This is a genomic window from Nocardia rosealba (genome assembly GCF_020216065.1).
GTDB lineage: Bacteria > Actinomycetota > Actinomycetes > Mycobacteriales > Mycobacteriaceae > Nocardia > Nocardia rosealba.
Genome location: NZ_JAIWNA010000002.1, coordinates 1,217,840 through 1,243,163, shown reverse-complemented (window position 1 = coordinate 1,243,163; position 25,324 = coordinate 1,217,840). Strand labels below are relative to the sequence as shown.

At 69.1% G+C, this 25,324-nt stretch carries 22 protein-coding genes; 12 read left to right on the top strand and 10 right to left on the bottom strand.

Annotated elements, in window-relative coordinates; genetic code table 11:
- Window positions 1-20: 20 nt before the first annotated feature.
- A complete protein-coding gene (locus LDL21_RS12725; protein ID WP_225280194.1) occupies window positions 21-2,405 on the bottom strand; it encodes a beta-glucosidase in 2,385 nt (794 codons plus the stop codon).
- Window positions 2,406-2,427: 22 nt separating this feature from the next.
- Complete coding sequence (locus LDL21_RS12720; RefSeq protein WP_225280193.1) at window positions 2,428-3,438, bottom strand: poly(ethylene terephthalate) hydrolase family protein; 1,011 nt, start codon at window positions 3,436-3,438, stop codon at window positions 2,428-2,430.
- A 206-nt stretch (window positions 3,439-3,644) separates the two neighbouring features.
- Here LDL21_RS12720 and LDL21_RS12715 point away from each other — a divergent pair, with 206 nt between their 5' ends.
- Window positions 3,645-4,889 carry a helix-turn-helix domain-containing protein gene (locus tag LDL21_RS12715; protein WP_225280192.1) on the top strand — a complete coding sequence of 415 codons (1,245 nt, stop codon included), beginning with the start codon at window positions 3,645-3,647 and terminating at the stop codon, window positions 4,887-4,889.
- 85 nt (window positions 4,890-4,974) lie between these two features.
- Here the strand turns inward: LDL21_RS12715 and LDL21_RS12710 are convergent, their stop codons facing one another.
- Genes LDL21_RS12710 through LDL21_RS12700 form a run of 3 tightly spaced genes read right to left on the bottom strand, consistent with a single transcriptional unit; the run spans window position 4,975 to window position 7,792 of the window.
- The gene (locus LDL21_RS12710) at window positions 4,975-5,640 is read right to left on the bottom strand and encodes a DUF305 domain-containing protein (protein ID WP_225280191.1); all 666 of its coding nucleotides are present in this window, start codon (window positions 5,638-5,640) and stop codon (window positions 4,975-4,977) included.
- On the bottom strand, window positions 5,637-7,187 hold the full coding sequence (locus tag LDL21_RS12705) for an LVIVD repeat-containing protein (RefSeq protein ID WP_225280190.1): 1,551 nt from the start codon (window positions 7,185-7,187) through the stop codon (window positions 5,637-5,639). Before LDL21_RS12705 ends, LDL21_RS12710 begins: the two co-directional genes overlap by 4 nt.
- The gene (locus LDL21_RS12700) at window positions 7,184-7,792 is read right to left on the bottom strand and encodes a TetR/AcrR family transcriptional regulator (RefSeq protein WP_181696218.1); all 609 of its coding nucleotides are present in this window, start codon (window positions 7,790-7,792) and stop codon (window positions 7,184-7,186) included. Before LDL21_RS12700 ends, LDL21_RS12705 begins: the two co-directional genes overlap by 4 nt.
- A 124-nt stretch (window positions 7,793-7,916) precedes the next feature.
- Here LDL21_RS12700 and LDL21_RS12695 point away from each other — a divergent pair, with 124 nt between their 5' ends.
- From LDL21_RS12695 to LDL21_RS12670, 6 genes are all read left to right on the top strand, one after another.
- Window positions 7,917-9,032 carry an Rv3169 family protein gene (locus LDL21_RS12695; protein ID WP_225280189.1) on the top strand — a complete coding sequence of 372 codons (1,116 nt, stop codon included), beginning with the start codon at window positions 7,917-7,919 and terminating at the stop codon, window positions 9,030-9,032.
- Window positions 9,032-10,060: a phosphotransferase family protein gene (locus LDL21_RS12690; protein ID WP_225280188.1), complete on the top strand. Its 1,029-nt coding sequence runs from the start codon at window positions 9,032-9,034 to the stop codon at window positions 10,058-10,060. The genes LDL21_RS12695 and LDL21_RS12690 overlap by 1 nt, the downstream gene beginning before the upstream one ends.
- 51 nt (window positions 10,061-10,111) lie before the next feature.
- Window positions 10,112-10,699 carry a TetR/AcrR family transcriptional regulator gene (locus LDL21_RS12685; RefSeq protein ID WP_225280187.1) on the top strand — a complete coding sequence of 196 codons (588 nt, stop codon included), beginning with the start codon at window positions 10,112-10,114 and terminating at the stop codon, window positions 10,697-10,699.
- Between the two features lie 97 nt (window positions 10,700-10,796).
- Window positions 10,797-11,810, top strand: a complete 1,014-nt coding sequence (locus LDL21_RS12680; protein WP_225280186.1) for a TIGR03617 family F420-dependent LLM class oxidoreductase — start codon at window positions 10,797-10,799, stop codon at window positions 11,808-11,810.
- A complete protein-coding gene (locus tag LDL21_RS12675) occupies window positions 11,807-12,616 on the top strand; it encodes an enoyl-CoA hydratase/isomerase family protein (RefSeq protein WP_225280185.1) in 810 nt (269 codons plus the stop codon). Before LDL21_RS12680 ends, LDL21_RS12675 begins: the two co-directional genes overlap by 4 nt.
- A gap of 25 nt (window positions 12,617-12,641) precedes the next feature.
- Window positions 12,642-14,876 carry an acyl-CoA dehydrogenase family protein gene (locus LDL21_RS12670; protein WP_225280184.1) on the top strand — a complete coding sequence of 745 codons (2,235 nt, stop codon included), beginning with the start codon at window positions 12,642-12,644 and terminating at the stop codon, window positions 14,874-14,876.
- Here the strand turns inward: LDL21_RS12670 and LDL21_RS12665 are convergent.
- Window positions 14,771-16,075, bottom strand: a complete 1,305-nt coding sequence (locus tag LDL21_RS12665; RefSeq protein WP_225280183.1) for a fatty acid desaturase family protein — start codon at window positions 16,073-16,075, stop codon at window positions 14,771-14,773. The genes LDL21_RS12670 and LDL21_RS12665 overlap by 106 nt on opposite strands.
- A 134-nt stretch (window positions 16,076-16,209) precedes the next feature.
- On the opposite strand from LDL21_RS12665, the gene LDL21_RS12660 reads away from it, so the two are divergent.
- Entirely contained in the window at window positions 16,210-16,587 is a 378-nt protein-coding gene (locus LDL21_RS12660; protein WP_225280182.1) for a DUF5994 family protein, read from the top strand.
- Here the strand turns inward: LDL21_RS12660 and LDL21_RS12655 are convergent.
- Window positions 16,572-17,264 (bottom strand): TetR/AcrR family transcriptional regulator C-terminal domain-containing protein, encoded by a 693-nt coding sequence (locus LDL21_RS12655; protein ID WP_225280181.1) that lies wholly within the window; start codon window positions 17,262-17,264, stop codon window positions 16,572-16,574. The genes LDL21_RS12660 and LDL21_RS12655 overlap by 16 nt on opposite strands.
- 146 nt (window positions 17,265-17,410) lie before the next feature.
- On the opposite strand from LDL21_RS12655, the gene LDL21_RS12650 reads away from it, so the two are divergent.
- Window positions 17,411-18,292 (top strand): DUF5994 family protein, encoded by an 882-nt coding sequence (locus tag LDL21_RS12650; protein ID WP_225280180.1) that lies wholly within the window; start codon window positions 17,411-17,413, stop codon window positions 18,290-18,292.
- 109 nt (window positions 18,293-18,401) lie between these two features.
- Here LDL21_RS12650 and LDL21_RS12645 read toward each other — a convergent pair whose 3' ends face one another.
- On the bottom strand, window positions 18,402-19,574 hold the full coding sequence (locus LDL21_RS12645) for a hypothetical protein (protein WP_225280179.1): 1,173 nt from the start codon (window positions 19,572-19,574) through the stop codon (window positions 18,402-18,404).
- Window positions 19,571-20,086 (bottom strand): OsmC family protein, encoded by a 516-nt coding sequence (locus tag LDL21_RS12640; RefSeq protein WP_225280178.1) that lies wholly within the window; start codon window positions 20,084-20,086, stop codon window positions 19,571-19,573. Before LDL21_RS12640 ends, LDL21_RS12645 begins: the two co-directional genes overlap by 4 nt.
- Window positions 20,087-20,227: 141 nt before the next feature.
- On the opposite strand from LDL21_RS12640, the gene LDL21_RS12635 reads away from it, so the two are divergent.
- Window positions 20,228-20,524 carry a DUF4242 domain-containing protein gene (locus LDL21_RS12635; RefSeq protein ID WP_225280177.1) on the top strand — a complete coding sequence of 99 codons (297 nt, stop codon included), beginning with the start codon at window positions 20,228-20,230 and terminating at the stop codon, window positions 20,522-20,524.
- On the opposite strand, the gene LDL21_RS30040 is transcribed toward LDL21_RS12635, so the two are convergent.
- Window positions 20,521-23,403, bottom strand: a complete 2,883-nt coding sequence (locus LDL21_RS30040; RefSeq protein WP_308017126.1) for an ATP-binding protein — start codon at window positions 23,401-23,403, stop codon at window positions 20,521-20,523. The two genes, LDL21_RS12635 and LDL21_RS30040, sit on opposite strands and share 4 nt — an antisense overlap.
- 143 nt (window positions 23,404-23,546) lie before the next feature.
- Between LDL21_RS30040 and LDL21_RS12620 the strand changes: the two genes are divergently transcribed.
- Complete coding sequence (locus LDL21_RS12620; RefSeq protein ID WP_225280176.1) at window positions 23,547-23,909, top strand: cupin domain-containing protein; 363 nt, start codon at window positions 23,547-23,549, stop codon at window positions 23,907-23,909.
- Between the two features lie 34 nt (window positions 23,910-23,943).
- Window positions 23,944-25,320: an FAD-binding oxidoreductase gene (locus LDL21_RS12615; protein WP_225280175.1), complete on the top strand. Its 1,377-nt coding sequence runs from the start codon at window positions 23,944-23,946 to the stop codon at window positions 25,318-25,320.
- The last annotated feature ends 4 nt before the right edge of the window (window positions 25,321-25,324 follow it).

Sequence of the window (25,324 nt, the reverse complement as noted above, 5' to 3'; positions counted from 1 at the left end):
CGAGCAGGTCGAGCTGAGGGTCAGATGAGGGAAGCGGTGTGGGGCAGGTCGGTGACGGAAGTGCCTACGTGCACGGTGAATTCGCCGGGTTCTGTTTCCCAGCCGTCGGACCCCCAGTGCTGGAAGGCGCGGTCGGGCAGGTCGAGCGACACGGTGCGCGACTCGCCCGCGGCCAGGGTGACGGCGGCGAAGCCTGCCAGCCAGCGCACCGGCCGGTCCACCGTGCTGTCGGGGCGTGCGAGGTAGGCCTGGACGACATGTTTGCCGTCGCGGTCTCCGGTGTTGGTCACCGTGATCGAGACGGTGTGCCCGTCGACGACGAGGTCGTCGGTCGACCATGTGGTGTAGCCGAGGCCGTGACCGAAGGGGTAGGCGGGTTCGGTGCCCGCGCGCAACCACGCGCGGTAGCCGATGTGGATGCCCTCGGTGTAGTCGAGGACGCCGTCGACGGGTGTGGTGTTCAGGACCGGAACGTCGGCCATGGTCGCGGGCCAGGTGGTGGGCAGTCGGCCGCCGGGTTCGGTGGTGCCGGTGAGCACGTCGGCCAGTGCTGCGCCGAACTCCTGGCCGGGGAACCACGACAGCAGCACGGCGGCGACGTCGTCACGCCACGGCATCTCCACCGGCGCACCGGAATTCACCACCACGACGGTGCGCGGGTTGACCGCGGCGACGGCGGCGACGAGTTCGTCCTGGCGGCCGGGCAGCCGCAAAGACGTGCGGTCGATGCCCTCGCTCTCGATCTGCTCGGTCGTGCCGACCACCACCACGGCCACCTCGGCGGCGCGCGCCAGTTCGATCGCGGCCGCGAACTCCTCGTTGTCGTCACGCTGCGGACGCCGGATGCCGAGGGTGGCGCCGAGAATGATGCCGAGGCCCGGCATCGCGTCCTGAATGCTGGTCACTAGCCGCACCTCGACCTCCTCGCCGGCGGCGAGGGTGCGGGTCACGTGACGTTGGGGCGGGTCGAGCAGCGCTGCCGCCGGGTCGCCGGATTCCAGGGTCACGTTCTCGTCCAGCACGGTCTCGCCGTCGATGTCGAGCCGGACGTGGCCGACGCCGCCGAATCCGATCTGCCAGTCGCCGGCCATATCCGCGCGCAGACGTGTGCGCAACTCGATCGCGTTCGACTGCGCGGCCAGCGGTTCACCGAGCAGCACGAGACGGCTGGTGGTGCGGTGCTGGACGCCGAGTACGGTGCCGTCCTTCAGGTACCGCGCGGACAGGCCGGGTTCGCCGGTCTCGGGGTCGGTCATGATCGTCACCGGGGCGGGAATCAGGTCCTCGGACAAATGGACACCCGCGGTGTGGGTTATCGGCAGGCGCCCGGTCAGGCCCTCCACCGGGGTGCTGGTATGCCCGGGGATGACGGTGGCGCTGCCACCGCCGAGGAAACGTGGTTCGCCCGCGGACGGGCCAAGGAGGGCGACCGTCGTGTCCGGTGCCAGCGGCAGGACACCGTCGTTGCGGACCAGCACCATCGCCTCCGCGGCGACCCGGCGGACCAGATCCTGTGCCTGTTCGTCGCTGAAAACCGGGGTGGGCTGCGGGGTTCCGTTCAGCGCACCCACGCGCTGGGCGAAGCGCAGGATGCGGCGCACCTTGTCGTCGACGGCGGACTCGGCGATCTCGCCGGCGCGCACGGCGGCGGCCAGCGGTTCACCCCACAGGTGCGGCGGGCCCGGCATGCACAGGTCGGTTCCGTTCGCCGCGCTCTCGGTGCTGCGCACCGCCATCCAGTCCGACACCACCACACCGTCGAATCCCCATGTGCCCTTGAGCGGTTCGTCGAGCAGTGGGTTCTCGGTCATGGTGGTCCCGTTGACGGCGTTGTAGGCGTCCATGATCATCCAGGCGCCCGCTTCCACGGTGCGTTCGAACGGGTAGAGGTAGAGCTCGCGCAGTGCCCGGTCGTCGACGCGCACGTCGACGGTGAAGCGGTCGGTCTCGGAATCGTTGGCCACGTAGTGTTTCGGGCACGCACTGACGCCGTGCGCCTGCACGGCGCGCACGTACGCGTCGGCCATCTCGGCGGTGAGCAGCGGATCCTCGGAGAAGCACTCGAAATGCCTGCCGCCGAGCGGGGAACGGTGCAGATTCATCGTCGGGCCGAGCACCGCGTAGACGTCCTTGCGGCGGGCCTCGGCGGCGATCAGGGCGCCGATCTCGGTGAGCAGCGCCGGATCCCAGGTGGCGGCGATCGCGGTACCGGAGGGCAGGCTCACCGACGGGTCGCGTTCGTCCCAGTTCTCGCCACGCACCCCGGACGGCCCGTCGGACACCGGCATCTCGGCGAGTCCGATAGCGGGGTCACCTGCCATCCGGAACAGGCTCGCGCCGGAGATCAGCCGGAGCTTGCCGTCCAGATCCAGCTCGGTGAGCAGTTTCTCGATGTGGTCTTCCATGGAAGATGCAGCCTTTCGTCGGTCAGCGGGTGATGGTGCTGGCTTGATCGGACCAGTGTGGGTTGTGCAGGAGTTCGCCGGTGCCTGCCAGGAACGCGCCTCGGGCGACCTGATCGCCGCGCAGCCGGTCCATGAACCAGGCGGTCAGGTAGCCGAGATAGCGGTGCACGCCCTCGGTGCAGCCGAAGTTGGTGCAGTCGGGCTGGCCCTGGACGTCGTTGTGGTGGGCGCCCACCACCGCGGCGCGGGCCTTGGGTACGCCTGCGGGCATCGCGTCGTAGTACGCCTGCATCGACTGCAAACCGATCACCTCGGGTGGGAGCGCCTGCGTGGCCGGCGAGATGCCGTCGGCCGTACCGTTCACCAGCAGGACCGAGCCGGAGGTCACCGCGGTGGGATCGATGCAGGCGCTCTGGCCGTCGACGGTCGGCAGCGACGCGCAGGCCGCCGCCATCGGCATCTCGAGGGTCACCGCGGTGTCGACGAGGCCGCCGCCGCGGGTGAGCGCGTTGATCGCGCCGAGCCCACCCTGCGAATGGCCCGTGGCTCCGGCCGCGTCGGTGTCGATCTTGTTGTGGAAGACGCTGTTCGGGTCGCCGTTCTGGTCGCTCAGGTAGCGCACCGCGTCGAGCATCTGCGCACCGGTGCCGGTGTCGGTGCGATCGGCGGCGATGACCACGAATCCCCACGACGCGAGATGCGAGAGCAGGTACGCGTATTCGCGCGGGTGGGCCATGGTGCCGTTGCCCCAGGTGATCACCGGATGCACCACACCGCCCGCGCCGAGGTCGGCCGGATACCAGATGTCGTAGCTGTCGCCGGTGGACGTGCAGCAGTCGACACCGGTTCGTTGGGCCACCACCCACGGGCCGGGCGCGTGATAGGTGGCTTCGAGCGGTGCGGCGGGTCGGTACGGCGCCGCCGCTGCCGGCGTCACCCCGGTCGCCGCGGCGACGATCAGCGCGAGAGAGGTCAGCGCGGCCCGCGCACCATTGCGCGGGCGCCGACCGGACAGGACAGTTTTGTTGCTCACGATCTCGGACGATAGGGAGACCAACCGCTGCGCAAGGCCGGGCCGCGCCGTCTTGCAGACGGTTTGCAGACACCCCGCGCGGGGCGAGACCGGGGACGTATTGTCGAGGTGATGAGAAAGCCGATCCCAGTCGCGAACCTCGCGCAAGCGAATGATGTGCGGGCGCGCATCCGCATGGCGCGGCCGAGCGCCGGTGCGGCACGCGCATGAGCGAAGTGGGCTCGGCGCTGCGCGTCGCGCGGACAGCCGCCGGGATCAGCCTGCAGGGCATGGCCGCTCGCACGAACTACTCCAAGCCGTACCTGGGTCAGCTCGAGACCGGGGCGCGCGCGGTGCGCGCCGAGCACGTGGACGCCTACGCGTCGGCGTTGCACACGTCGCTGGATCACCTGCGTGACCGGCTGACCGTCGAATCGGTCGGCGAGCTCGACGACCTGCCTACCCAGCTGCGGTCGCTGCTGCTACCACCCGCCACGTACGCGCGCGCCGATTACCCGACCTTCTCCGCCGCCGAATTGGCCGCCGCCGAGCAGCTGGCGATATGGGCGCGAGGCAGGCAGTGGGGCGACGGGCAGGCGCCGCGCCGCGCCGTCACGGCGTGGTTGGGCGCGAATCTGCCTCGGTTGCAGCAACTTTCGGATTCGAACCGGTATGGGCGCGCACTCCGGATCGGTGCGGAACTGGCCGACATCGCCGCCGCCATGAGCTGGGATGTGGAGGACGTCGCCGCCGCGCGCAGGTACTCGGTCGATGCCGCGCGGCTGGCCCACGCCGCAGGCGACCCGGTGCTGACCGCCGCGATCCTCACCGAGTCGACCTGGCAGCTCCTCGACAGCGGCAGGCCCGCGGAAGGACTGGAGGTGGCTCAGCTCGCACAGTATCTGTCGCGCCGCACCGCGACACCCCTGTTGCGGGTCGCCCTCGCCGAACTCGAGGCCTACGCGAACGGCATTCTCGGCGAGCAGGCCGCGTTCCAGCGCGCGATCGTCGTCGCGGCGGAATGCCGTGGTGAAGCCGCCGAGGCCGCCCCCGCGGACAATGCCGCCGACCGCAGCCTCACCGCGGCCGCCATCGGCATGCTCCTCGGACCGCGTCGCGACTGGCCGGGGCCGGGGCAGCAGTCGCGGCTGCTCGGCCACAGCTACCGTCAACTCATCGCGACTCGCCCCGACCTGGCCCGCATCGCCTTCGGTGATGGCCACCCGCCGCTGTCGCGGGAAGTCCTGACACCGGAGATGGCCGCGATCTCCTCGGCTCGCCTGCGGTTGATGCTCGGCGAGCCCGAACGCGCGGTCGAGGAGATCGGTCCGGCATTGTCGCTGAACCCGGGTCCGACCGGCCGCACAGCCGCCCGGCTTTCGGACTTTCTGCACGAGTCGGTCGAATTCGCGGCCGTCCCCGCTGTCGTCGAGGTCCGCGCTGCGATCCGCGACATGGTCACGCATTCGTGAGCGCGGTGCCCGGCGTCAGTGCCGGGTCTACGCGGCAACCGTCAGCGAAGCCGGTGACGACCGGCAGACCGCGCATCCAGCTGACTCAGCCCGTCGCGGCCGCACCGTACCGGGCGATCAGCAGACCGATGATTCCGGACTCCTGGCTCTGCGTGCTGATCATGTCGCGCGCGGCCTGCTCGACCGGGCCGCCGGTGGACAGCTCGTCGAAAGCCTGGGCCATGGCGACGCCGCCCTGGTGATGGCGGTACATCAGGCGCAGGAACATCATTTCCGCCTCGGCTCCCCGGGCCACGGCGAGGGCGTCGAGGTCGGCGCGAGTGGCCATGCCGGGCATCGTCGTGGCGCCGGCATGCCGGTGACCGGTGGGCATCCACGACATCGGGTGCGCGCTGGTCGGGGTCGTTCCGGCCAGCCGGAGCCAGCCGAGCATCATGCCGATCTCGAGGCGCTGGGCGTCGGCGATCTGGTCGGCCAGCCGCCGCACCGCGGGGTCGACGTCGGGCGCGAGGCGCTCGACCATGGTCAGCGCCTGTTGATGGTGACCGGTCATGTCCTGCACGAAACCGATCTCGGTCGATGTCAATACCGGTGCGGCCGTGGGGGTCTCGGATACCACGAGCGGTCGCAGGGCCGCGCCGATCACCAGCAGGAGCAGGATCGACGTGGCGGCACCGAGCACCACCCGCGGCGTGCTTCGTCGGTAACCGACCGCGGCGGACACATCGCGTGTAGGCATTCGCTCGCTCATGAGCCGACGGTCGAGCGCTGGTCGGCGGGCGGGGTGTACACCTCGGGTGACAATTCCAGGGTGAGCAGGCCGTTGTCGGCGCAGGCGGCCCACAGCTGGTTGCCACGCCATTCGGGGGCCGAGAAGCACCAGTCCGTGGACAGGTCACCGAAGGCCACGTCGCCGGTACGCGAGCTGGTCGCCTGCTCGGGATCGAAGGCGCCCGACTCGACGGCCTGCATCACCGATGGCGCGCTGAGGAGCGGGACACCGATGATCGAGGCGAGAGCGTGCGGGGAGTTCCACAACTCGCTGTTCTGGCCGGTGCGTGCCGGTGGGTTGAAGTAGGCGATCTCGCGCACCTGGAACGGATCGCGCACATCGAACACCCGGATGCCGGAGGAGATCCAGCCGCAGGCGAGCGCGGTGGGATTCACCGGCCGGTCGGCGGAGCAGTAGTGGGCGTCGTAGGCGAACAACGATCCACCCATGCTGGAGGCCATCGCGCTGTCGCGGTGCTGCGAAAGATTGATCTCCAGCTTGATCGTGTTCACCACGCGCGGCTGGGTGTCGTCGGAGATGTCGATGAGTTTCACGCCGCCGGAGCCCGCCTCGTCGGCGCTGAACAGGTACGGCACGCCGTTGTAGGTGACCGGCACGTTCTGCTGGGTCGCCCAGCCGTCGGTCCAGGTGAGCTGGGCGATGATCGGCACCTGGGGGTCGGGATCGCGCCGCTGCACGGCGGAGGTGTCGAGGATCGTGAGCCCACCCATGTTGTCGGCCAGATACATCCGGTTGCCGTCGGCGCGCAGGCCCATACCGTGCATGGACTTGCCGGGCATGCCCTGCCAGATCACGCGGGGCAGAGCCGGATCGGTCAGGTCGACAGCGCTGACGATGCCGGGAACGACCCCGGACGCCCAATAGGTGCGGCCGTCGGGGGAGAAACCGCCCTCGTGCGCCGTGATCTGCACCGGCAGGGTCGGATCGGTGCCCGGGCCGGGGTTGAGCAGACGCGGGTGCGCGCAGTCGGAGATGTCGTAGACCGAGATCAGCCCCGCGCCGGTGAACGCGGGAACCCCGGTGCCGACCAGCAGCTTTCGCTCGGCGTTGACCTTGAGACTCTCCCAGGTTCCGGCCAGCATCGCGGGTTCGGTGAGCGTGGTGGTGAGCACCGGATTCGCCGGATCCGCGACGTCGATCACCTGCACGCCTTGCGCCGGGCCGAGCAGGTTGCCGGGGAAGAAGCTACCCAGATAGACGCAGTGGTCGAATTGCGTCGAGGTGATCCCCGCGCCGCGACCCGCGTAGCCGCCGATACGGGTGATGTTGCACCGGTAGCCCTGGGTACTGCGGCCGCTGTCACGGTCGGCGGCCGGCACGTCGCCCTGCAAGCCGGGTTCGGGAAGCGCGTCGCCGGTGCAGGCAGCCCGGGCGACAGCTGTGTCGGCGATGTCGCGACTCTCCAGCACCCGCCCTGAGGAGTCCGGTTGTGCGGTGCCGATCGCGGCGGGGACCAGCAACGCGGCGGCCGCGGCGACGAGCAGACGTCGATAGAGGGTTCTCATTCCGTACTTTCGTGATGGAGGGCGAGGGTGACCAGGGCCGCGGCCGTCTGGCGGCAGAAATGTTCGCCGTCCTCGTCGCCTCGGGTGAGTGCGCGCAGCAGGGTCGCGCCACGCAGGAATTCGAAGAGCAGGTCCGGATCGCAGGCAGGGGAGACCTGGCCGGTTTCGACGGCCGCATCGATGGTGGCGCGCAACGCGACTCGCGCCATGCCCTCGCCGCGGTCGCGCAGTCGCCGGTAGCTCTGTTCGTCGTCGTGGTAGGCCGAGAGCAGGCCGGGGATGCCGGAGCGGGCCGCGGGATGGGTGGCGGCGGTGAAGAACAGCCGGGTCCAGGCGAGCAGGTCCGCGCGGATGTCACCGGTGGGCTGCGGGACCACCCCGGTGTCGAGCGCGAAGATCGCGTCCTCGACGAGGTGGATCTTGTTCGGCCACCGACGGTAGATCGAGGTGGCGACCACTCCCGCGCGGCGCGCGACGCCCTGAATCGTCGTGGCCTGAAAACCCTGCTCTACCAGCAGTTCCTGCGTGGCGCGCAGCACTTGCTCGTCCAGTTGTGGGTCCCGTGGACGACCGCGGCCCTGGCGGTTCTCGATCTGTTCGGTCACCGATCACTCCTCCTTCGACGTCGGCAGAGCGTAGCCGAGATCGGATCTTTTTAAAAACGCTACATGGTGTATTTGAATTCGCTAACTTGAAACCTGTTCCGCCCCCCACTCGTGAAGGACCCCCATGCTGACTCCCCAGGACGAACTGCTGTGCCACCAATTGCCGACGACCTTCGACCACGTCGTCCAGAGCGACCTGCGCTGGACCGAGCGCGTCGTGCTCTACGGCTTCGACACCACCGGCCGGGTGAGCGTCATGACCGGCATGGCGCGCTACCCCAACCGCAATGTCATGGACGCCTACGCGATGGTCACCATCGACGGCAAGGCGCATGTGGCGCGCCTGTCGCGTGAGATCGGCGGCAAGTACGACGACCTGGGCGCCTGGCAGGTGGGCCCCTACCGCTACGAGATCACCGAGCCGCTGCGCGGGGTGCGCGCGAGCCTGGGCGACAACGAGCACGGACTGCGCTTGGAGCTGAACTTCAGCGGTCAGTTCCCCGCCTACGAGCAGGAACCCGCGTTCTTCCGCACCCGCGGGCGCGTCCGCGAGGACGCGCGACGCTACTACCAGAACGGTGAGATCTCCGGCTGGCTCGAGGTCGACGGTCAGCGGATCGACATCGACCCGAGCACCTGGTGGTTCGGTCGCGATCACTCGTGGGGCACCAGGCACGGCGGTGGCGGCGGCAGCCTCGGCGAGGGCAGCGGTCTGCAGCCCTCGGAGATCCCGGACGGTGTCCTGTACTTCATGGGCATCTTCCAGTTCGGCGACGAGCTGGTCCATTTCGCTCAGCGCGAGACCGCCGACGGGCAACGCTGGCACTTCGAAGGCTCCATCCAGCAGCCCATCGAAGCGCAGGCGCCGACCGTGCCGATCATCGGCGTCACCCACGACCTGAAGTTCCGCGACGACTTCCGCATCGTCACCGAGGGCGCGTTCACCACGACCGCCGCCGACGGCAACGTGCGCACCTTCTCCGTGACGGCGCTACACGATTTCTGGCCGGGCCTGGCCGGCTACGACATGTACCGCGGTTACGCCTCCGGTATCTGGAAGGGCGAGTCCTACAGCGACGGCTTCACCGTCGACCTGACCGAAACCGGGGAGCTGCGACAGGTCAGCATGCTCACCGAGACCTTCTGCAAGGTCGAGAGCAGTGACGGGAAGGTCGGCTACGGCTTGGTGGAGATGGTGTTCATGGGCCGCAACGCCCGCTACGGGTACGAGGGCTACTGATGACCGCTCGACCCACGGCAGCAGACCTGCCGACCGCCGTCGTGCCCGTCCTGCGCGAGGAGTTCCCCGACGCGCGCTCCGCCCGGGTATCGAACTGGACGGCCAGCCCGCGCGGGCTGGCGACCGAGACGTTCCTGTTCGACCTGGAACGCGACGACGCCGAGCAGGTGTCGCTGGTGCTGCGCCGCCCGCCCGAGGTCGCGCTGTTTCCCGACTACGACCTGCTCCGGCAGGTGCTGGTCATGCGCAGGCTCGCGGGCACCGGCCTGCCGGTACCCGCTGTCCGCTGGCTGGATCGCGGCACCGAGGCGCTCGGCAGCCCGTACTTCGTGATGGACCGGATCGAGGGCTGCGCGCCCGGTGACCTGCCGTCCTATCATTCGGCCGGACTGTACTTCGATGCCGAGCCCGCCGAGCGGGAAAAGATGTGGTGGGGTTGCGTCGACACCATCGCCGAGATCCACCAGCTCGACTGGCGCACCCTGAATCTGGACTTCCTGGCGTTCCCGCAATTCGGCACGAAGCCACTCGAGCAGATAGTCGGCTACGTCGGCGCCGCCCTCGACTGGGCGTCGACCACCGCGCCACCAGCGCTGCGCCGTGCGGTGGACTGGCTACGCGCGAATTCGTACGAACCCGACCAGGTCACGCTGTGCTGGGGTGACGCACGCATGTCGAACATCCTCTACGACACCGAATTCCGGGTTGTCGGCGTGCTCGACTGGGAGATCTCCTACATCGGCGACCACGAAGCCGACCTCGCCTGGATGCTGTTCCTCGACTGGGCGTGTTCGGAATTCCAAGGCACCGAACGGCTTCCGGGCACACCGACCAGGCAGCAGACCATCGCCCGCTACGAGGAACGCAGCGGGATGAAGGTGCGCAACCTGCGCTACAACGAGATTCTGGCGGCGGCCCTGCTCAGTATCCCGCTGCTGCGGATGGCGCACCGGTTGCAGCTGCCGCCGGAGGTCGATGTGACGGCGTTCTGTGTCCAGCGGATCGAGCAGTTGCTGGCCGAGGACTGATTGTGGTCACGGGTCGCGGCAGCGCCGAATAACGTTACAGTCTAGTATGTAATGGTGACCTCGGAATCCTCGCCGCGACCCGGTCGGCCGCGTGACGCCGACAAAGACCTCGCCGTGCTCATCGCCGCCCGGCAGCTGCTCGCCGAGGTGGGGTATCCGCAGACCACGGTGGTGGCGATCGCCAAGCGCGCCGGCGTCAACACACCGGCGATCTACCGGCGCTGGCCGACTCGGCAGGCCTTGCTGGAGGAGGCCATTCACGGTCCCGGCGCGTACGCGCCGCCGGAACCGACCGGCGATCTGCGCGCCGACCTGGCGACCTGGGTGCGCATTTTTCTCGCCCGTGCGGACAGCCCGGCGGCGCGCGCCGGAGTGCCGGGTCTGCTGGCCGACTCGCAGACCGAAGAGGCGCGGCGACGGCTGCTGGCGATCGGTGCGCCGGTACGCAAGGCCTTCGCCGAGTTACTCGCGGGGGCGGTCGACGACGCTCGGCTCGCGCCCGGCGTCGATCCGGAGCTGGTCTTCGAGATCCTCGCGGGGACAACGACATTCCACGCGCTGTCGCGAGGCGGTGAAGACGCCGAGCGGTTCGTGACGCGCATGGCGGACGCGTTGTACGTGCTCGTGAACCCGCGCTGAACCGTCGCTCGCGGCGAATTCTCCCCTGGTCGCGCCATAACGTTACATGCTACTATGTAATTATGATCGCAGTACTTCCGCAGTTCACGGCGGACCGATGAAGGTCGATCTCCAGCTCGACGCCCGCCCCGACGAAGTCGTCTCCCGCACTGCCGAATTGACCGCGTGTGGCGCCGACGGCCTGTTCACCTTCGAAGGTCCCCATGACGCGTTTCTGCCGCTGATCCTGGCAGCCGGCGGTGCCGAACCTGTCGACCTGATGACCAACGTCGCCATCGCACTGCCACGTAGCCCGCTGCACCTGGCGCACGCGGCCTACGATCTGCACCTGCTCAGCCGTGGCCGGTTCCGGCTCGGACTCGGTTCGCAGACTCGCGCGCACATCGACAAGCGGTACGGCGGCCAGTGGTCGCGGCCCGCGGCACGGATGCGCGAGATCGTCCAAGCGGTCAAGGCCGTCCTCGACGCGTGGCAGAACGGGACCGCGCTGCGCTTCGAAGGGGAATTCACCCGGCACACCCTGATGCCGCCAACCTTCGATCCCGGCCCTAATCCGTATGGGGTGCCGCAGATCTGCCTCGGCGCGCTCGGCCCGATCATGACCAGAACCGCGGCCGAGGTGGCCGACGGGCTGCTGGTCATGCCGTTCAACAGCGCACGCCATTTCGCCGAACGCACCGTGCCCGCCATCGAGGAAGGGCTCGAGCGTGCCGGGCGGGCGGCCGCCGACCTGGCGATCTACCCGCAGGTGATCGTCGCGATGGGCCGGACGCCGCGCGAGCTCGAGTCCGCCGCCGTCGGGGTACGGCGGTTGCTCGCCTTCTACGGATCGACCCCCGCTTACCGCCCGGTCCTCGAGGTCGAGGGATGGGGTGAACTCCAGCCCGAACTGAACGCGCTGTCCAAGCGTGGCCAGGTCGGCCCGATGACGGAGCTGATCGACCACCACATGCTGCGTACGCTCGCCGTCTATGGCACGCCCGAGGAATGCGCCGACCAGATCGTGGCACGTTTCGGCCGGGTCGCCGACCGGATCTGCTGCTATTTCCCCGGTTACACCGCTCCGGACGCGCAGATCAGGGACCTGGTCACCGCATTGCAGGTCGTATGAGCGGCGTCCGGATCGAGATCTGCGACGGCGTCGCCGTGGTGACTCTCGATCGACCGCAGCGCCGCAATGCCTTCACCGCCGCGATGGGTCACGCGCTCGGCCGGGCCTACCGCGACCTGGATGTCGACGCCGCGGTCCGGGTGATCGTGCTGACCGGTGCCGCCCCGGCCTTCTGCGCGGGAGCGGACCTGGGCGGCGGAACGGCCACCTTCGACGGTCCCGACCGCGCCACCTTCTCCGCCTCACCGGTCGACCCGCCCGCCTTCGCCCTGCGAAAGCCGGTGATCGCCGCGGTGAACGGACACGCCATCGGCATCGGGCTGACCCTTGCCATGCAGGCCGACATCCGTCTGGTCGCCGACGACGCCCGCTACGCCGTTCCCCAGGTGCGCCTCGGTGTCGTGCCCGACGCGATGGCGCACTGGACGGTGGCCAAGGTCGCCGGGATGTCCGTCGCCGCCGACATCCTGTTGTCCGGACGCACTTTCGACGGCGTCGAAGCGGTCCGGCTCGGCCTCGCCAGCCGGTGCCTGCCCGCGGCCGAAGTACTGCCCGCCGCCCTCACGATGGCCACCGACATGGCCACCTACGCCTCGCCGACGTCGATGGCAGCGAGCAAGCGACTGCTGTGGGACGCCGCGATCCACGGCTATGGCCCCGCCAGGGTCGCCGAGCTCGAAACCGAACTGCACCTGCGCGTGATGGGCAGCCACGATGCCGTGGAAGGGATGCGCGCCCGGCTCGACCACCGCGCCCCGGTCTGGGCCGCGTTGTCGAGCGAGTGCCAGGACCGAACGCCGTCGTGACCTTTCCAGCCTTCAGGAGCCGCAGATGTCCCTAGCCGTAGACCCCGACCAGCAGGCACTTGCGGAATCGGTCGCCGCCTTCGCCCGCAAGCTCGCACCGCTGTCGCGGACGCGTGAACACCTCGCCGACTACTCGACCGGCGCCGGACCGTCCGACACCTGGACAGCCCTGTGCGATCAGGGATTACACGCACTGCACCTGCCTGCTGTCTACAGTGGCGACGAGTGCGGGCTGGACACCCTCGTAGTGGCGGTCGAGCAACTGGGCGCGGCCCTGTTCCCCGGCCCGTACCTGCCGACTGTGACCGCGAGCGCGCTCGCTACGGCGGCGACGGACGCCCCGGCACTGTTGACGGCGTTCAGCGCGGGCATGACCGGATCCGTCGTCACCGGCGCAGGACTTCGCGCCGAACCCGACGGAGACAGCTGGGTGGTATCAGGGACCTCCGATCCGGCACTCGGTCTGCCCGGCGCCCAACGGGTGGTGGTGCGGGCCGACATCGACGGCGCGGCGAGCCTGTGGTTCTGGTTCGACCCCGCCGACACGGTTCCGTCGGGCTCGTCGGCCCACGTGACCACCGCCGAGGCCGTCGACCTGACCCGCTCCCTGGGACGCCTCGCATTCGACGCCTATCGGGTGGCGCCGGCGAAGGTGCTCGACGGCATCGACCCAGCCCTCGCCCAGCTGTGGATGACCACCCTGGCCGCGGCGGAGGCGACCGGAATCTGTCGCCGGCTGCTGGACACCACCGTCGACTACATTCGCGTCCGGCACCAATTCGGCCGCCCGATCGGTAGTTTCCAAGCGGTACAGCACAAGACGGCACTGATGCTGGTCCGCGCCGAGGTGACGACCGCGGCGACCTGGGACGCCGGTCGCGCCGAGTCCCAATCCACCGAGCAGCGCCTTCTCGCCGCCGCGAGCGCCGCGCTGACCGCCCTACCCGCCGCGATCGATCAAGCGGTGGACTGTGTGAGCCTGCTCGGTGGCATCGGCTTCACCTGGGAACACGACGCCCACCTGTACTGGCGGCGGGCGATCGCATTGGCCGCCGTGATCGGGGGCGAGGACGCGTCGGCGCGCGAACTGGGACAGCAGTGCCTGCGTGCCGAGCGCGATTTCACGTTCGTCACCGCCACGACCTCGCCGACCCTGCGTTCGACCGTGGGTGCCGTGCTCGACGAGGTCGTCGCCTTGCCCGACGACGAGATCCCCTCGGCGGGTTGGGCTCCCGCGCGCGGCGGATCCCGTCGTACGCGGCTGGCCGCCGACGGCCTGGTCGCCCCGCACTACCCACCCCCGTACGGACTCGGCGCCGGTCCGGCCGAACAGGCTGTGATCGCCGACGAATTCGCGCGCCGCGGTCTCGCCCAACCCGAGCTCGGAATCGGCGGATGGGTGCTGCCCACCCTGATCGAACACGGTGACGACGAACAGCGCGCGCGGTTCGTCACCGACACCCTGCTCGGCCGGATCATCTGGTGTCAGCTGTTCTCCGAGCCGGGAGCGGGTTCGGACTTGGCGGGGCTGTCCACCGCCGCGCGGAAGGTCGCGGGCGGGTGGGTGATCACCGGGCAGAAAGTGTGGAATTCCCAAGCACAGGAAGCGGATTGGGCGGTCTGCCTGGCTCGCACCGATGCGACTGCGGCCAAACACGCGGGCCTGACGTACTTCCTGATTCCGATGGACGCCGATGGTGTCGTCGTCCGCCCGCTGCGTCAGGCCACGGGCATCTGGGAGTTCAACGAGGTCTTCCTCGACGAGGTCTTCGTGCCCGACAGTCAGGTGGTCGCGAATCCCGGTGACGGTTGGCGGATCGCGGTCACCACCCTGTCCAACGAACGATTCGCCATGGGCTCGGCCACCTTCGGTCACGGCTCGAGCGCTCTGGTGCGCCGGCTGCTGGATTCCGGTGACCACGCGGGCACTCGCGACGACGTGGTGCGTGTCCTCGGCCGCAACGCCGCACGCGAGCTCTCGGTCGCCGCACTCACCCTGCGCAATGCCGTAGCGGGGACGAACGGTATCGCTGACGGCGACACCGCGGGCAACAGTGTTCGCAAGGTCTGGCACGCCATCGCTCAGCGCGATGCCGCGCGTGCCCTGGTCTCTGTTCTCGGGCCGCGCGCCGCCGTAGGCCACCCCGAACAGCCCTACACCTTCGACTTCCTCGGCCTGCCCGCCATCCTCTTCGGTGGCGGCACCATCGAGATCCAGCTCGATATCATCGCCCGCCGAGTGCTGAAATTGCCCCGGTGATCACCGGACCGGGCTCCCGCGCGTAGTGCGGTGCGTAGCCCGCGCCGGATGGTTCCCGGCTCGGCGGGGACCGCGGTGGCGAACTTGCGTTCGGATGCGGTTTCGGGTGCGTCGTCGGTGGTTGCCAGCAGGAAGGTGTCGGGGAGGGCCAGTTTGTTGATCGTGCGCAGGGTGAGCAGGTACTGCCGGGGCAGCGGGCCGGTGGTGTAGGGCAGGTCGTATTTGTCGCAGAGTGCGCGGACCCGAGTTGCTATCTCGGCGTAGCGGTTGCTCGGCAGGTCGGGGAAAAGGTGGTGCTCGATCTGGTGGGAGAGATGGCCGCTGAGGAAGGCCAGGATCGGGCCGGCGTCGAAGTTGGCGGAGCCGAGCATCTGGCGCAGGTACCACTCGCCGTGCGTCTCGTGCTCGATCGCTTCCGGGGTGAATTTCTCGGCGCCGTCGGGGAAGTGGCCGCAGAAGATCACGACGTAGGCCCAGAGATTGCGCAGCGCGTTGGCGGCGATGCTCGCGGTCAGGGTGCGGCGCCAGCGTCGTCCGCTCAAGATCGGGAAGAACACGTAGTCCTTGGCCGTCTGCCTGCCGATCTTGCGGACCAGCGCCCGGGTGTGCGCGGTCTTCTCGGTGGCGGTCGCGGAGCGGTCGCGTTCGGAATACAGCCCGTGCAGGGCGATGCCCCATTCGAAAGTGGCTGCCAGGAGCAAATTCTGCAGCGGTTGCAGGAGCAGGCGTGGTCGCCACTGCTGGTCTCTGGTCACCCGGATGACGCCGAATCCGACGTCGTCGTCCATCCCGACCACATTGGTGAACATGTGATGGCGGTAGTTGTGCGAGTAGCGCCATTGTGACGACACCCCGGCCATGTCCCATTCCCAGGTGCGGGAATGGATCTCGGGATCGTTCATCCAATCCCATTGGCCGTGCGACACATTGTGGCCGATCTCCATGTTCTCGATGCTCTTGGCCGCGGCCAGCGCCGAGGTGCCGACGAGCCAACCCAGTCGTGAGCCGGTGCCCGCCAGGAGCAGTCGCGCACTCGCGTCGAGGATTCGCTGGAAGGCGATCGTGCGCCGGATGTAGTCGGCGTCGGGGGTGCCGCGCCGCTCCTCGATGTCGCGCCGGATCGTGTCGAGTTCCTCGCCGAGGGCTTCGACATCGGCTCTGCTCAGGTGCGCGTAGACCGCGACTTCGGTGATGGCCATGATTCCTCACTGGTCGTACCGCTGATTCTACGTCCATCTACAGCAGACGTCTACAGCGTAGACTAACGGTATAGACGCACACGGTGACCGCTGTGTGACGGAGTCGGCGGGAGCCGGGACAGGAGCGCCGGATCATGACGCGAACATCGGCCGGACGTGTTCCCGGACCGCATTCGGATGCCTCGACGACCTGGTGGCCGCACGGCTCGGATCTGACCGCCGAGCTGCCCGATCTGCTGGCGCGGCTCGAGCCCCGGCGCGGCCCGGTGCATCGACTCAGCTACAACATCGACGAATGGCCCGCTGCCGCACGGACTTTCGATCATCGAGGTCATCGAGTGCGCTTGGACGGCTACCACTACATGCGACCGCACACGGTCGATGTGCTCGGCGTCGACGGCCACTGGTTACACCTGCGGGTGGTCCCGGCCGACATCGACGGCGAGTCCGCCGAGCAACGCTGGGAGTCCGAGGGTGGGGCCGAACCCGACAGTGATCAGCCCGAGAGGTGACTCAGGGTCGCGGTGAGGCCGGTGAGGAGGATGTCCAGGCCTCGCTCGAGTTCGGCCGCGCCGTCGTAGGCGGCCAATATCGGTGCGAGCTCACGCACCAGGGGGAACTCGGTGATCGGCAGCCGATGCAAGCCGAGCCGCAGGACCTCGTCCGATTCCTCCGGCCGCTCGATCACCTCTTGGAGCTCGTTGAGTACGTGACCGTAGAGGAATCCGAACAGCGCGCGGTAGACGTGCAGCGCGTCGGCGCCGGAGAACCCGGCATTGGTGAGCAGTCGCAGGATGTTCTCGAGCGGCCGGACCACCGCGATCGGGCGCATGCCGAGCGGGGTCGACAGCGGCCGGGTCACCAGCAGCGGGACGACATTCGGGTGGGCCAGCGACAACGCGCGGAAGGAGCGCGCCACCGCGCGCAGCTGTGCCGCCCAGTCCGGGTCGCCGGCATCGACCACCAGCTGTTCGAACACCATCTCGGCCACGCCGTCGAGCACGGCGGCCTTGTTGGGCAGGTGACGGTAGATCACCATCGGGTCCCGGCCGACCGCTTCGGCCAGCCGCCGCATCGACAGTGCGTCGACGCCGTCGCGATCGACGATCATGAGCGCCGCGGTGAGCACAGACTCCCTGGTCACCGCGTTGGCGGGACGGCGGGCGCCATCTGTCGAATCCTCGGCCACGAGGGCACCTCCGTCTGATCCAGTTTCGTTGCCAGTGTAGACCTACAGCGTTGACAAGCAAGCTGCCCAAGGCGTCTACTGGAGGATGTACAGGTCCCCGGAGCTGATACCGATTCCTCGGATCCCGGCCGAAAGGACCGATCGTCATGCGCCTTCGCGAAAGCCGTCATCCCGACGCGGCACCCGCCCGCCACGAGGTTCCCCCGCTCTATACGCCGCGACTGCGGATACGGGCGCGTTCTGCGGCCGGCCATTACATCGACGGTGCCTGGTGGCCGCGCTCGGACGACCTGTCGGCCGAACTGCCCGACTTGCTCGCCGTGCTCGGGGTACGGCTGGGCCCGGTCTGGCGCGTGGTGTACGACCCCTCGTGCTGGGCGTCCGCACCCTCTCGGATCACCGTCGCGGGGGAGACCGTCCGGCTCGATGCCTATCACTTCGAGCTGTGGAACACGATGTACGTGTTCGGGCGCGACGCGGCCATGATGGTGCTGCAGGTGATCCCCTCCGGCACCGACGCCCGAATCGCCCACGAATCCCTGATGGCCGCGGCCGAAGCCGACCCCGAGGACAGCCCGCCCCCCGCCCTCGATCCCCAGGCGACAGACACTGCGGACAGCGATCGGCAACCGTTCGGAGAACCGACCCGGACGCCGCGACTCCTGTTGCGCGGCACCGAAAGTCATGCCGAGCTGTTCGACGGCGCGTGGTGGCCGAGGACGGAGAACCTCACCGCCGAACTCCACGATCTGATCAGCGCCCTCACGCCCCGCCTGGGCCGGACGGCGCGAATCAGCTTCGACTGGAACGTGACCAGCCGCAACCAGCGCCGCATCGACCGCCCCGACGGTGTCGAACTGCGGGCCCCCGACATCGGCCAGCTTCCCGACACCATGCACCTCGCCGGCGCGAACGGCGTCCACCTCACCCTGCTGGTGATCCCCGCGGACACCCCGATCGACGTGGCGAACGCCCAGCTCCTGCACGCCGTCGGCCGAGTCGGCCCCCATCCGCCGACCACCGGCTGACTCGGCGTCGGAGAACACCCGTCACGAGCCGGCGTCGGGAGTACCAGGCTTGCCGGATGTGCGGACCCACGACGACGGCCTGCAGGGCTGATGCGGAATCAGGTCGAGATCAGCTCTGGTCGAGGTAGTTTTCGACGGCCGTGCCGACGGCGCGGGCGACGGTGGTAAGCGCTTCGGGTGAGGTGGTGTTGTCCGGTGTATCGGCCGGGGTGTGGAAGGCGGGAGTGATCCCGACGAACGACATCAGCGGCGCGGGGCTCGCATCAGCCCACAGTTCGCCTTCGCCGAACCACTTCGGCGGGTTGAGGATCGGTGCCAGCCCGGCCGTGGCGAGGGCCTTTTCCACCGGGCCGTAACGGCTTTCGTCCATCCTGACGAACAGCGAACGCCCGACGGTCGGGAGGTGGTGCGGGTCGGTCACCGATGGTGCGAGTTCGAGGGGTGCCTCGGGTGCTTTCCGCACTCCCAGTGCGACATTGGCGCCCAGATGCACGATCAGCGCGGGATCCATGTCGAAGGTGCGCAGGTAGTGCTGCAAACCGATGTGGTGCAGGATCTCGTGTCCGGGCGCTCCGACGACGACCACCGGGTGCCGTCCGGCGAAGCGCTCCGCGAGAGCGAACGCGACGGCGATGCCGGTCGCGCGTTCGGCCGCGCATCCGAACCAGCCACTGAGCGGTGTCGCGAGTAGGAGGGGCGCGGCGTCGGCGTTGTCCGCGGCGAAGGTGGCGATCACGTTCGTGCTCGAGGCCGCGACTGTCTCGGCAGAGAAGCGCAGGTGGACCGATGTCGAGGCGAGGTCGTCGGCCACCCGGCCGGGGACCAGGACCACCGGCATCCGGCCGACGACGGTGGGATACCGGTTGGGCATCACCAGCTGACCCAGCGGGTTGAGAGTCGCGATCACCGCGGCAGACGCACCCGCATTCTCCGCAGCCGTGATCGCGGCGTCGAGGTCGGTGGAAGTGCGGTCGCCCTCGGTCGCGTGCACGGCGGCCGTATACGGGGAGTCGGTCTCGAGCACGCCGACGCTCTGGTAGTACAGCGCGTCCGACTCGACCGGCTCTCCGTCGATGGTCACCTGGGTATTCGCGACGTAACGGTCGAACGTGAATCGCTGGTATTCGATGCTCGCGCCCAGGCTGGTCAGCTCGTCGGCGAACAATGCATTGGTGTCGTGGTCGACGTCGGTGCCGACGCGATGCTCGCCCATGCTCGCGTACTTCTCGACGAACTCGTAGAGCCGAGTCCCATCGGCCCATGACCCCGGTGACGAGCTCATCGGCTTGCCACCACCCGGATCACCGGCGGGTGCACGAGGCTCCGGCCGACCACGCAGTATCGCTCGGTGAGTTCGGCGAGTTTCGCCAATGCGGCAGCGTCGACGTCGGCCGAGGTCGTGACGGTGATCGTCACCCTGATCGGCGATACCCCGACTTCGGCGGTCCGGTCGATACCGAGGGTGCCGGCGGCGTCGAACGACCCGGTCGCCTCCACTTCGGCGCCGGTGATGGGCAGCGCCATGGCGGTGGCGACGCTGCGGCAGGTCACCCCGGCGCAGGCGGCCAACGCCTCGAGCAGCATGTCGCCGGAGCAGGCATCCGAACCGTCACCACCGGTCGCCGGATGCAGCCCGGCGCGCACTGGTCCAGCGAATGTCCGCACGGTGCAGGTGATGCCGGGGTCGGCGAACGAACCCGCCGCACGCAGTGGCGTGACTGCAGCGGCCCGGTCGTCCCGGTAGCGCTGTTTCACCGCAGCTTGCAGGGCTTTCAACTGCGCCACCGTGGTCATCTGCCAAGCGTAGTCCGCTGCGACGGTGGGTCTCCGCAGGCTGTGCGGAAGGTCGACCGGCGAGTACCGTGAAAACCGGGGACCGCCGTTCGGACCGGTGCACCGTGTGGGCCGCGCTCGAGCACAACCAAGGGGCATCCGATGCCGATATTCATGGTGGAGCGGCAATTCGCCGAACAGCTCGAGGTGGCCCCGGAGACCGCCGCGGAGATCAACCGGATCAACGACGAGTTCGGGGTGCGCTGGCTCAGTTCGTTTCTGTCGCTGGACAAACGCAAGACGTTCTGCCTCTACGAGGCCGACAACATCGACGCGATCCGCGCCGCCGCGGTGCGGGCCGGAATCCCCGCCGACGCCATCATGGAACTGTCCGGAACCATCACCCCGGACGGAGCCTTCGCTCCGCTGTCCACCGCAGACGGGACCGCCTCCGGCTAGAGCAGTCCGTGCTCGGTGGCGAAGATGGCGGCCCTGGTCCGATTGGGCGCGGCCGTCTTGATCAGGATGCTGCGTACATGGTTGGCGGCAGTGTTGGCGCTGATGAACAACCGCTCGCCGATCTCGCGATTGGACAGTCCGTCAGCGACCAGGCGGAGCACATCCACCTCGCGATCGGTCAGCCCGTTCGGCAGCGTCACGTGCTCGCGGCGCGGCGCCGGGTCCGCGTCCAGATCCCGCAGAATGCGACGGTGTCCGATCCGCCGTGCCAGCGCGCGTGCCTCGGTGGCGAGGTCGGCGGCGGTAGGTCCGGGCACGGCGGCGGGACGACGCAGCCGGTGCCGATACCAAGCCGCCAATGTCTCGGCCTGGTGAGTCACCGCTCCCATCCGGCGGTCCATCGCGAGAGCGCGCTCGAAGTGCATGTCCGCACCGCCTGCACCGAGCACCGAGTCCAGTTCGGCGAGATAGCGATCCGCACTGCCGAATACCGCCACGCTCGCACCGGCCATCAGATTGGCGCCGGCGTACTCGGCCATCAACGGGCGCAGGGTCGCCGCCACCTCGGTGTCGTCGAGCCGGACCGCCGCCTCGGTGGCGAAAGCCAGCACGCCCGCCCATTGGGCGCCGAAACGGTGATCGGCGAGTCGTTCGCAGAGGTGAGTCAGCAGGCGCGCGGCAGGCTGCCACATCTCCAGTTCCGTGTACAACGCCAAGAGTCCCGGCAACCAGTGGTCGTCGAAGCTCTCATCGCCGGACACGAGCGGACGAACCTGCTCCAGCCCACCGGTGACCCGCCGGAGCATGAACTGCTGCACACCCCATGAGCCCTCGGTGGCGCCGCCGAACTCCTGGGCGAACTGGTCGTCGAGCCAATCGATGATCCGCTCGGTGCCCGCGAAGTCGCCGACGGCGAACCGGTGCGCGCACCGCGAACATCCGGCGACATACCGGAAGAACGGCTGACCCCGAGCCAACGCCAACTCGGTCAGATCGCGCTGGGCGCTGCTCCACGCCACCGCGTCGCCGAGCAGGTAGGCGAACACCGCGCGGTGGAAAGCGGCGGGTCCCCGGTAGTCGTCGTCACCGAGGCGCGCCCCGATGTCGTTGAGCTCGATCGCCCGTGCCAGCAGTTCGGGTGCCAGGTCCGGGCGCATACCCTGCCACAGCGTCGTGCACAGGGCGTGCGCGAGCAGCTCCGGATCACCGATGACCCTGGCCCGCGCCAACGCATCCTCACCGATCCGGCGAGCCTGCCGGGAGTCGCCGGTGAACGACGCGGCACGCCCCATGCTCGCGCGAGCCCGCACCGACAGCGGGTCGTCAGGGTTCAAGGCGGCGGCGCCCAGAGCTTCGCTCAGCAATGCCAGCGAGCGCTGACCACTCGCGGAGGGCCGCCACGACGCGTTCTCGTGCCCGATCGCGGCGGCCAGCCGGACGCGCGGATCCCCGTCCGTGGCCAGCTCCTCGTAGAGCCGACGGGCGGTGTCGAAGTCGCCACCGTGCAGGTGACAGCGCGCCGCCGCCGAGAGAAGCTCGACCCTGGTCGGGCCGTGCGCGGCATGCGCCTGCGCGGCGCGCTCGTACAGCGACGCCGCCTCGCGATGGGCGATGCCACGCTCGGCCTGGCGGGCCGCGAGCACCAGGTAGTGCACCGCCTTGTCCGCGTATCCGAGGGCACGGGCCCGGAAATAGTGATGAGCCAGCGCGGCGACCCGGGTGGGGTCGCGCTGGTCGAGGGCGAGCGCGACCCGGGCATGCGCGGCCGCCAGATCGCCCGCCGACATCCGGTCGAGCACGGCCTGGCGAGCGAGGGCGTGCGCGAAGCGATACTCGCCGTCGGCGGTCCCCGCGACGAGAAGTCCGGCACGCACACCGAAGTCGATTCCCGCGAGGACCTGGTTCGAGTCGAGTCCCTCGGTCAGGATCTCGGGATCGACGACATCACCGGCGACCGCCGCCAGTTCGATCACCCGCGCGTGGTCCACATCGAAGGCCGCCAGTCGGCGGGCCAGCGCATCCTGGACCGATCGCGGTGCGGCGACAGCGGAACGTACCGCGGTCAAGCCGCCGCGGGTCGCCAGGTCGTGCCAGTACTCCTGGAGGAAGAACGGATTCCCGCCGGTGTGGTCGCGCAGTACCGGCGCGGCCGAGAGCGCCGAGCCCCGCGACACCCCGGCCGCCCGGACGAGGTACTCGGCCACCTCCTCGGTGCTGAGCCCGGCGAGGTCGATCCGGGCGACACCGTCGAGACGATGCAGATCGGCGAGGGCGAAGCTCACCGCGTCCGTACGGTCCGGTGCGGTCGTCCGCAAGGTCGCCAGCACGAGCAACCGCTCACCGGCAGTGGACTCGACCAGATGAGACAGCATCGCCAACGTCGGTTCCGATGCCCAGTGCAGATCCTCGAGGACGAGCACCAGCGGGCAGCGCTCGGCGGCCGCCAGCAAGACCCGCATGAGGGCGTCGAAGAGGGCGGGTCGCGAGTCCCGGTCACGCGGATTCGGTTGCGCCGACGGCCAATACCGCGACACGCTCGTGGTGAGTCGCAGCAGCGGGGCGGCCGCGGTGGGCGCGATAGCGCGAAGGGCTTCCGGCGGGGCCTGCTCGATCGCCTGCTCGAGAATCGCGACGAAGGGCCGGTACGGGATGTCGAGGTCTTCGCGGCACGCGCCCCACAGCACGGTGGCGCCCTGCGCGCGCAACGCGGTGGCCGCCTCACTCACCAACCGGGTCTTGCCGACGCCCGGCTCGCCGCCGACGAAGACGACCTGCCGCCGATCACTCTCGACCGCCGCCCACACGGCCTCGAGCCGCGCGACCTCCGCGCCGCGACCGACAAAGGCCGTACCGCTGCTCGGCGACGCCGATTCGGTCACTCCTCGACCTTAGCCGGATTCGACGCCCATCGAGATAGTCCGATCCGACCCCCTCGCGCCCGCGCCGATTCGGTCAGATCAGGTCAGGTGCGCGGCATCGGTTCTCCGTAGCGTCACAGGTAACGCCGACCGAGGAGCACATCATGGCGACGAGGATCGAAGACCTGCCCATCGAGGTCGCCCAGGGCGAGTTGACCACCCGGTACATCGAGTGGGGCGACATGGCGGTCCGATACGCCAGCGTGCCGCCCGAAACCGACTTCGGACCGGTCCTGCAGGGCCTCCCCGACGACCGTTGCCCCAGCCCACACTGGGGAATCGTGGTGGAAGGATCGTTGCGGCTCGAGCACGCCGACGGCACGGTGGAGACCGCCGCCGCGGGGGAGGTCTACCACTGGCCTGCCGGGCACACCGCCACTTCCGCCGGGGGAGCCGTCTTCCTCGAAGTCGGCCCGGTGGCGCAGATGCGTCAGTTCCACGACCACGTCCTGCGCCTGTTCGGCTGACCGCCGCACCGGCCCGACCCTGCAGGGAGCAGAAATGAACGGCACACCAGCACTGACCATGCTCGAAGCGGTCCGCGGCGAGGTGATCACCGCGCAGTCACCCGGTTTCGACCAGGCCCGTTCGGTCTACAACGGGATGATCGACCGCAAACCTCTCGCGATCGTCGGCGCGGTCGACGTCGCCGACGTGCGCGTCACCATCGACACCGCCCGGGCGAGCGGACTCGACCTCGCCGTGCGCGCGGGCGGGCACAGCGTGCCCGGTTTCGGCACCGTCGACGACGGCATCGTCTTGGACCTCAGCGCGATGAAGGGCATCCGCATCGATCCCGACAAGCGGATCGCCCGGGTCCAGGCAGGCTGCACCTGGGGCGACTTCGACCACGCCGCACACACATTCGGCCTCGCCACCACCGGCGGCATCATCTCGACCACCGGTGTGGCCGGCCTGACGCTCGGCGGTGGCATCGGCTACCTCGCCCGTGCCTACGGGCTCTCGATCGACAACCTGCGATCCGCCGACGTCGTCCTGGCCGACGGCACTTTCGTCACCGCGAACGCGACCGAGCATCCCGATCTGTTCTGGGCGTTGCGCGGTGGCGGCGGCAACTTCGGTGTGGTGACCGAGATGGAGTTCGACCTGCACCCGGTGGACACCATCTACGGCGGACCCATGTTCTTCGAACTCGAAGCCGCCGAACAACTGTTGCGGACCTACCGCGACTGGATCGCCGCGGCACCGCGCGCGATGGGTGCCTTCCCCGCCTTCCAGATCGCCCCGCCGCTGCCGTTCATCCCCGAAGACCGGGTCGGTGAGCCCTTCATGCTCCTGGTGTCGTGCTTCAACGGCAGCGACGAGGAGGCCGAGGCACTGCTCGCGGACCTGCGCGCGGTCGCGGCACCGGTCGCCGAGCACGTGGGTCGGATGCCCTACCCGACCCTCAACGGCGCGTTCGACGCGCTGCTCCCCGCCGGGTTGCAGCACTACTGGAAGGCGGCCTTCCAACCCGAACTCACCGACGGCGCCCTCGCCGCGCACCTGGAGTTCGGTCCACGGGTGCCCGCCATGCAGTCCACCATGCACCTGTATCCGATCGACGGCGCCGTCCACGACGTCGCGGCGGAAGACACCGCGTTCGCCTACCGGACCGCGAACTTCGCCCCGGTCATCGCGGGCATGTGGCCGGACGCGGCCGACAACGAAGCCAATATCGAGTGGGTACGCGACTACCACGCCGCGCTCGAACCGCATACCGCCGACGGTGGCTACATCAATTTCATGGCCTCCGACGACCAGGGCCGCATCCGCGCCAACTACGGGCCCAACTTCGACCGCTTGGCGGCGATCAAGAAGTCCTACGACCCGGCAAACCTGTTCCATCTCAACCAGAACATCGCACCGGCGAAGTAGGACC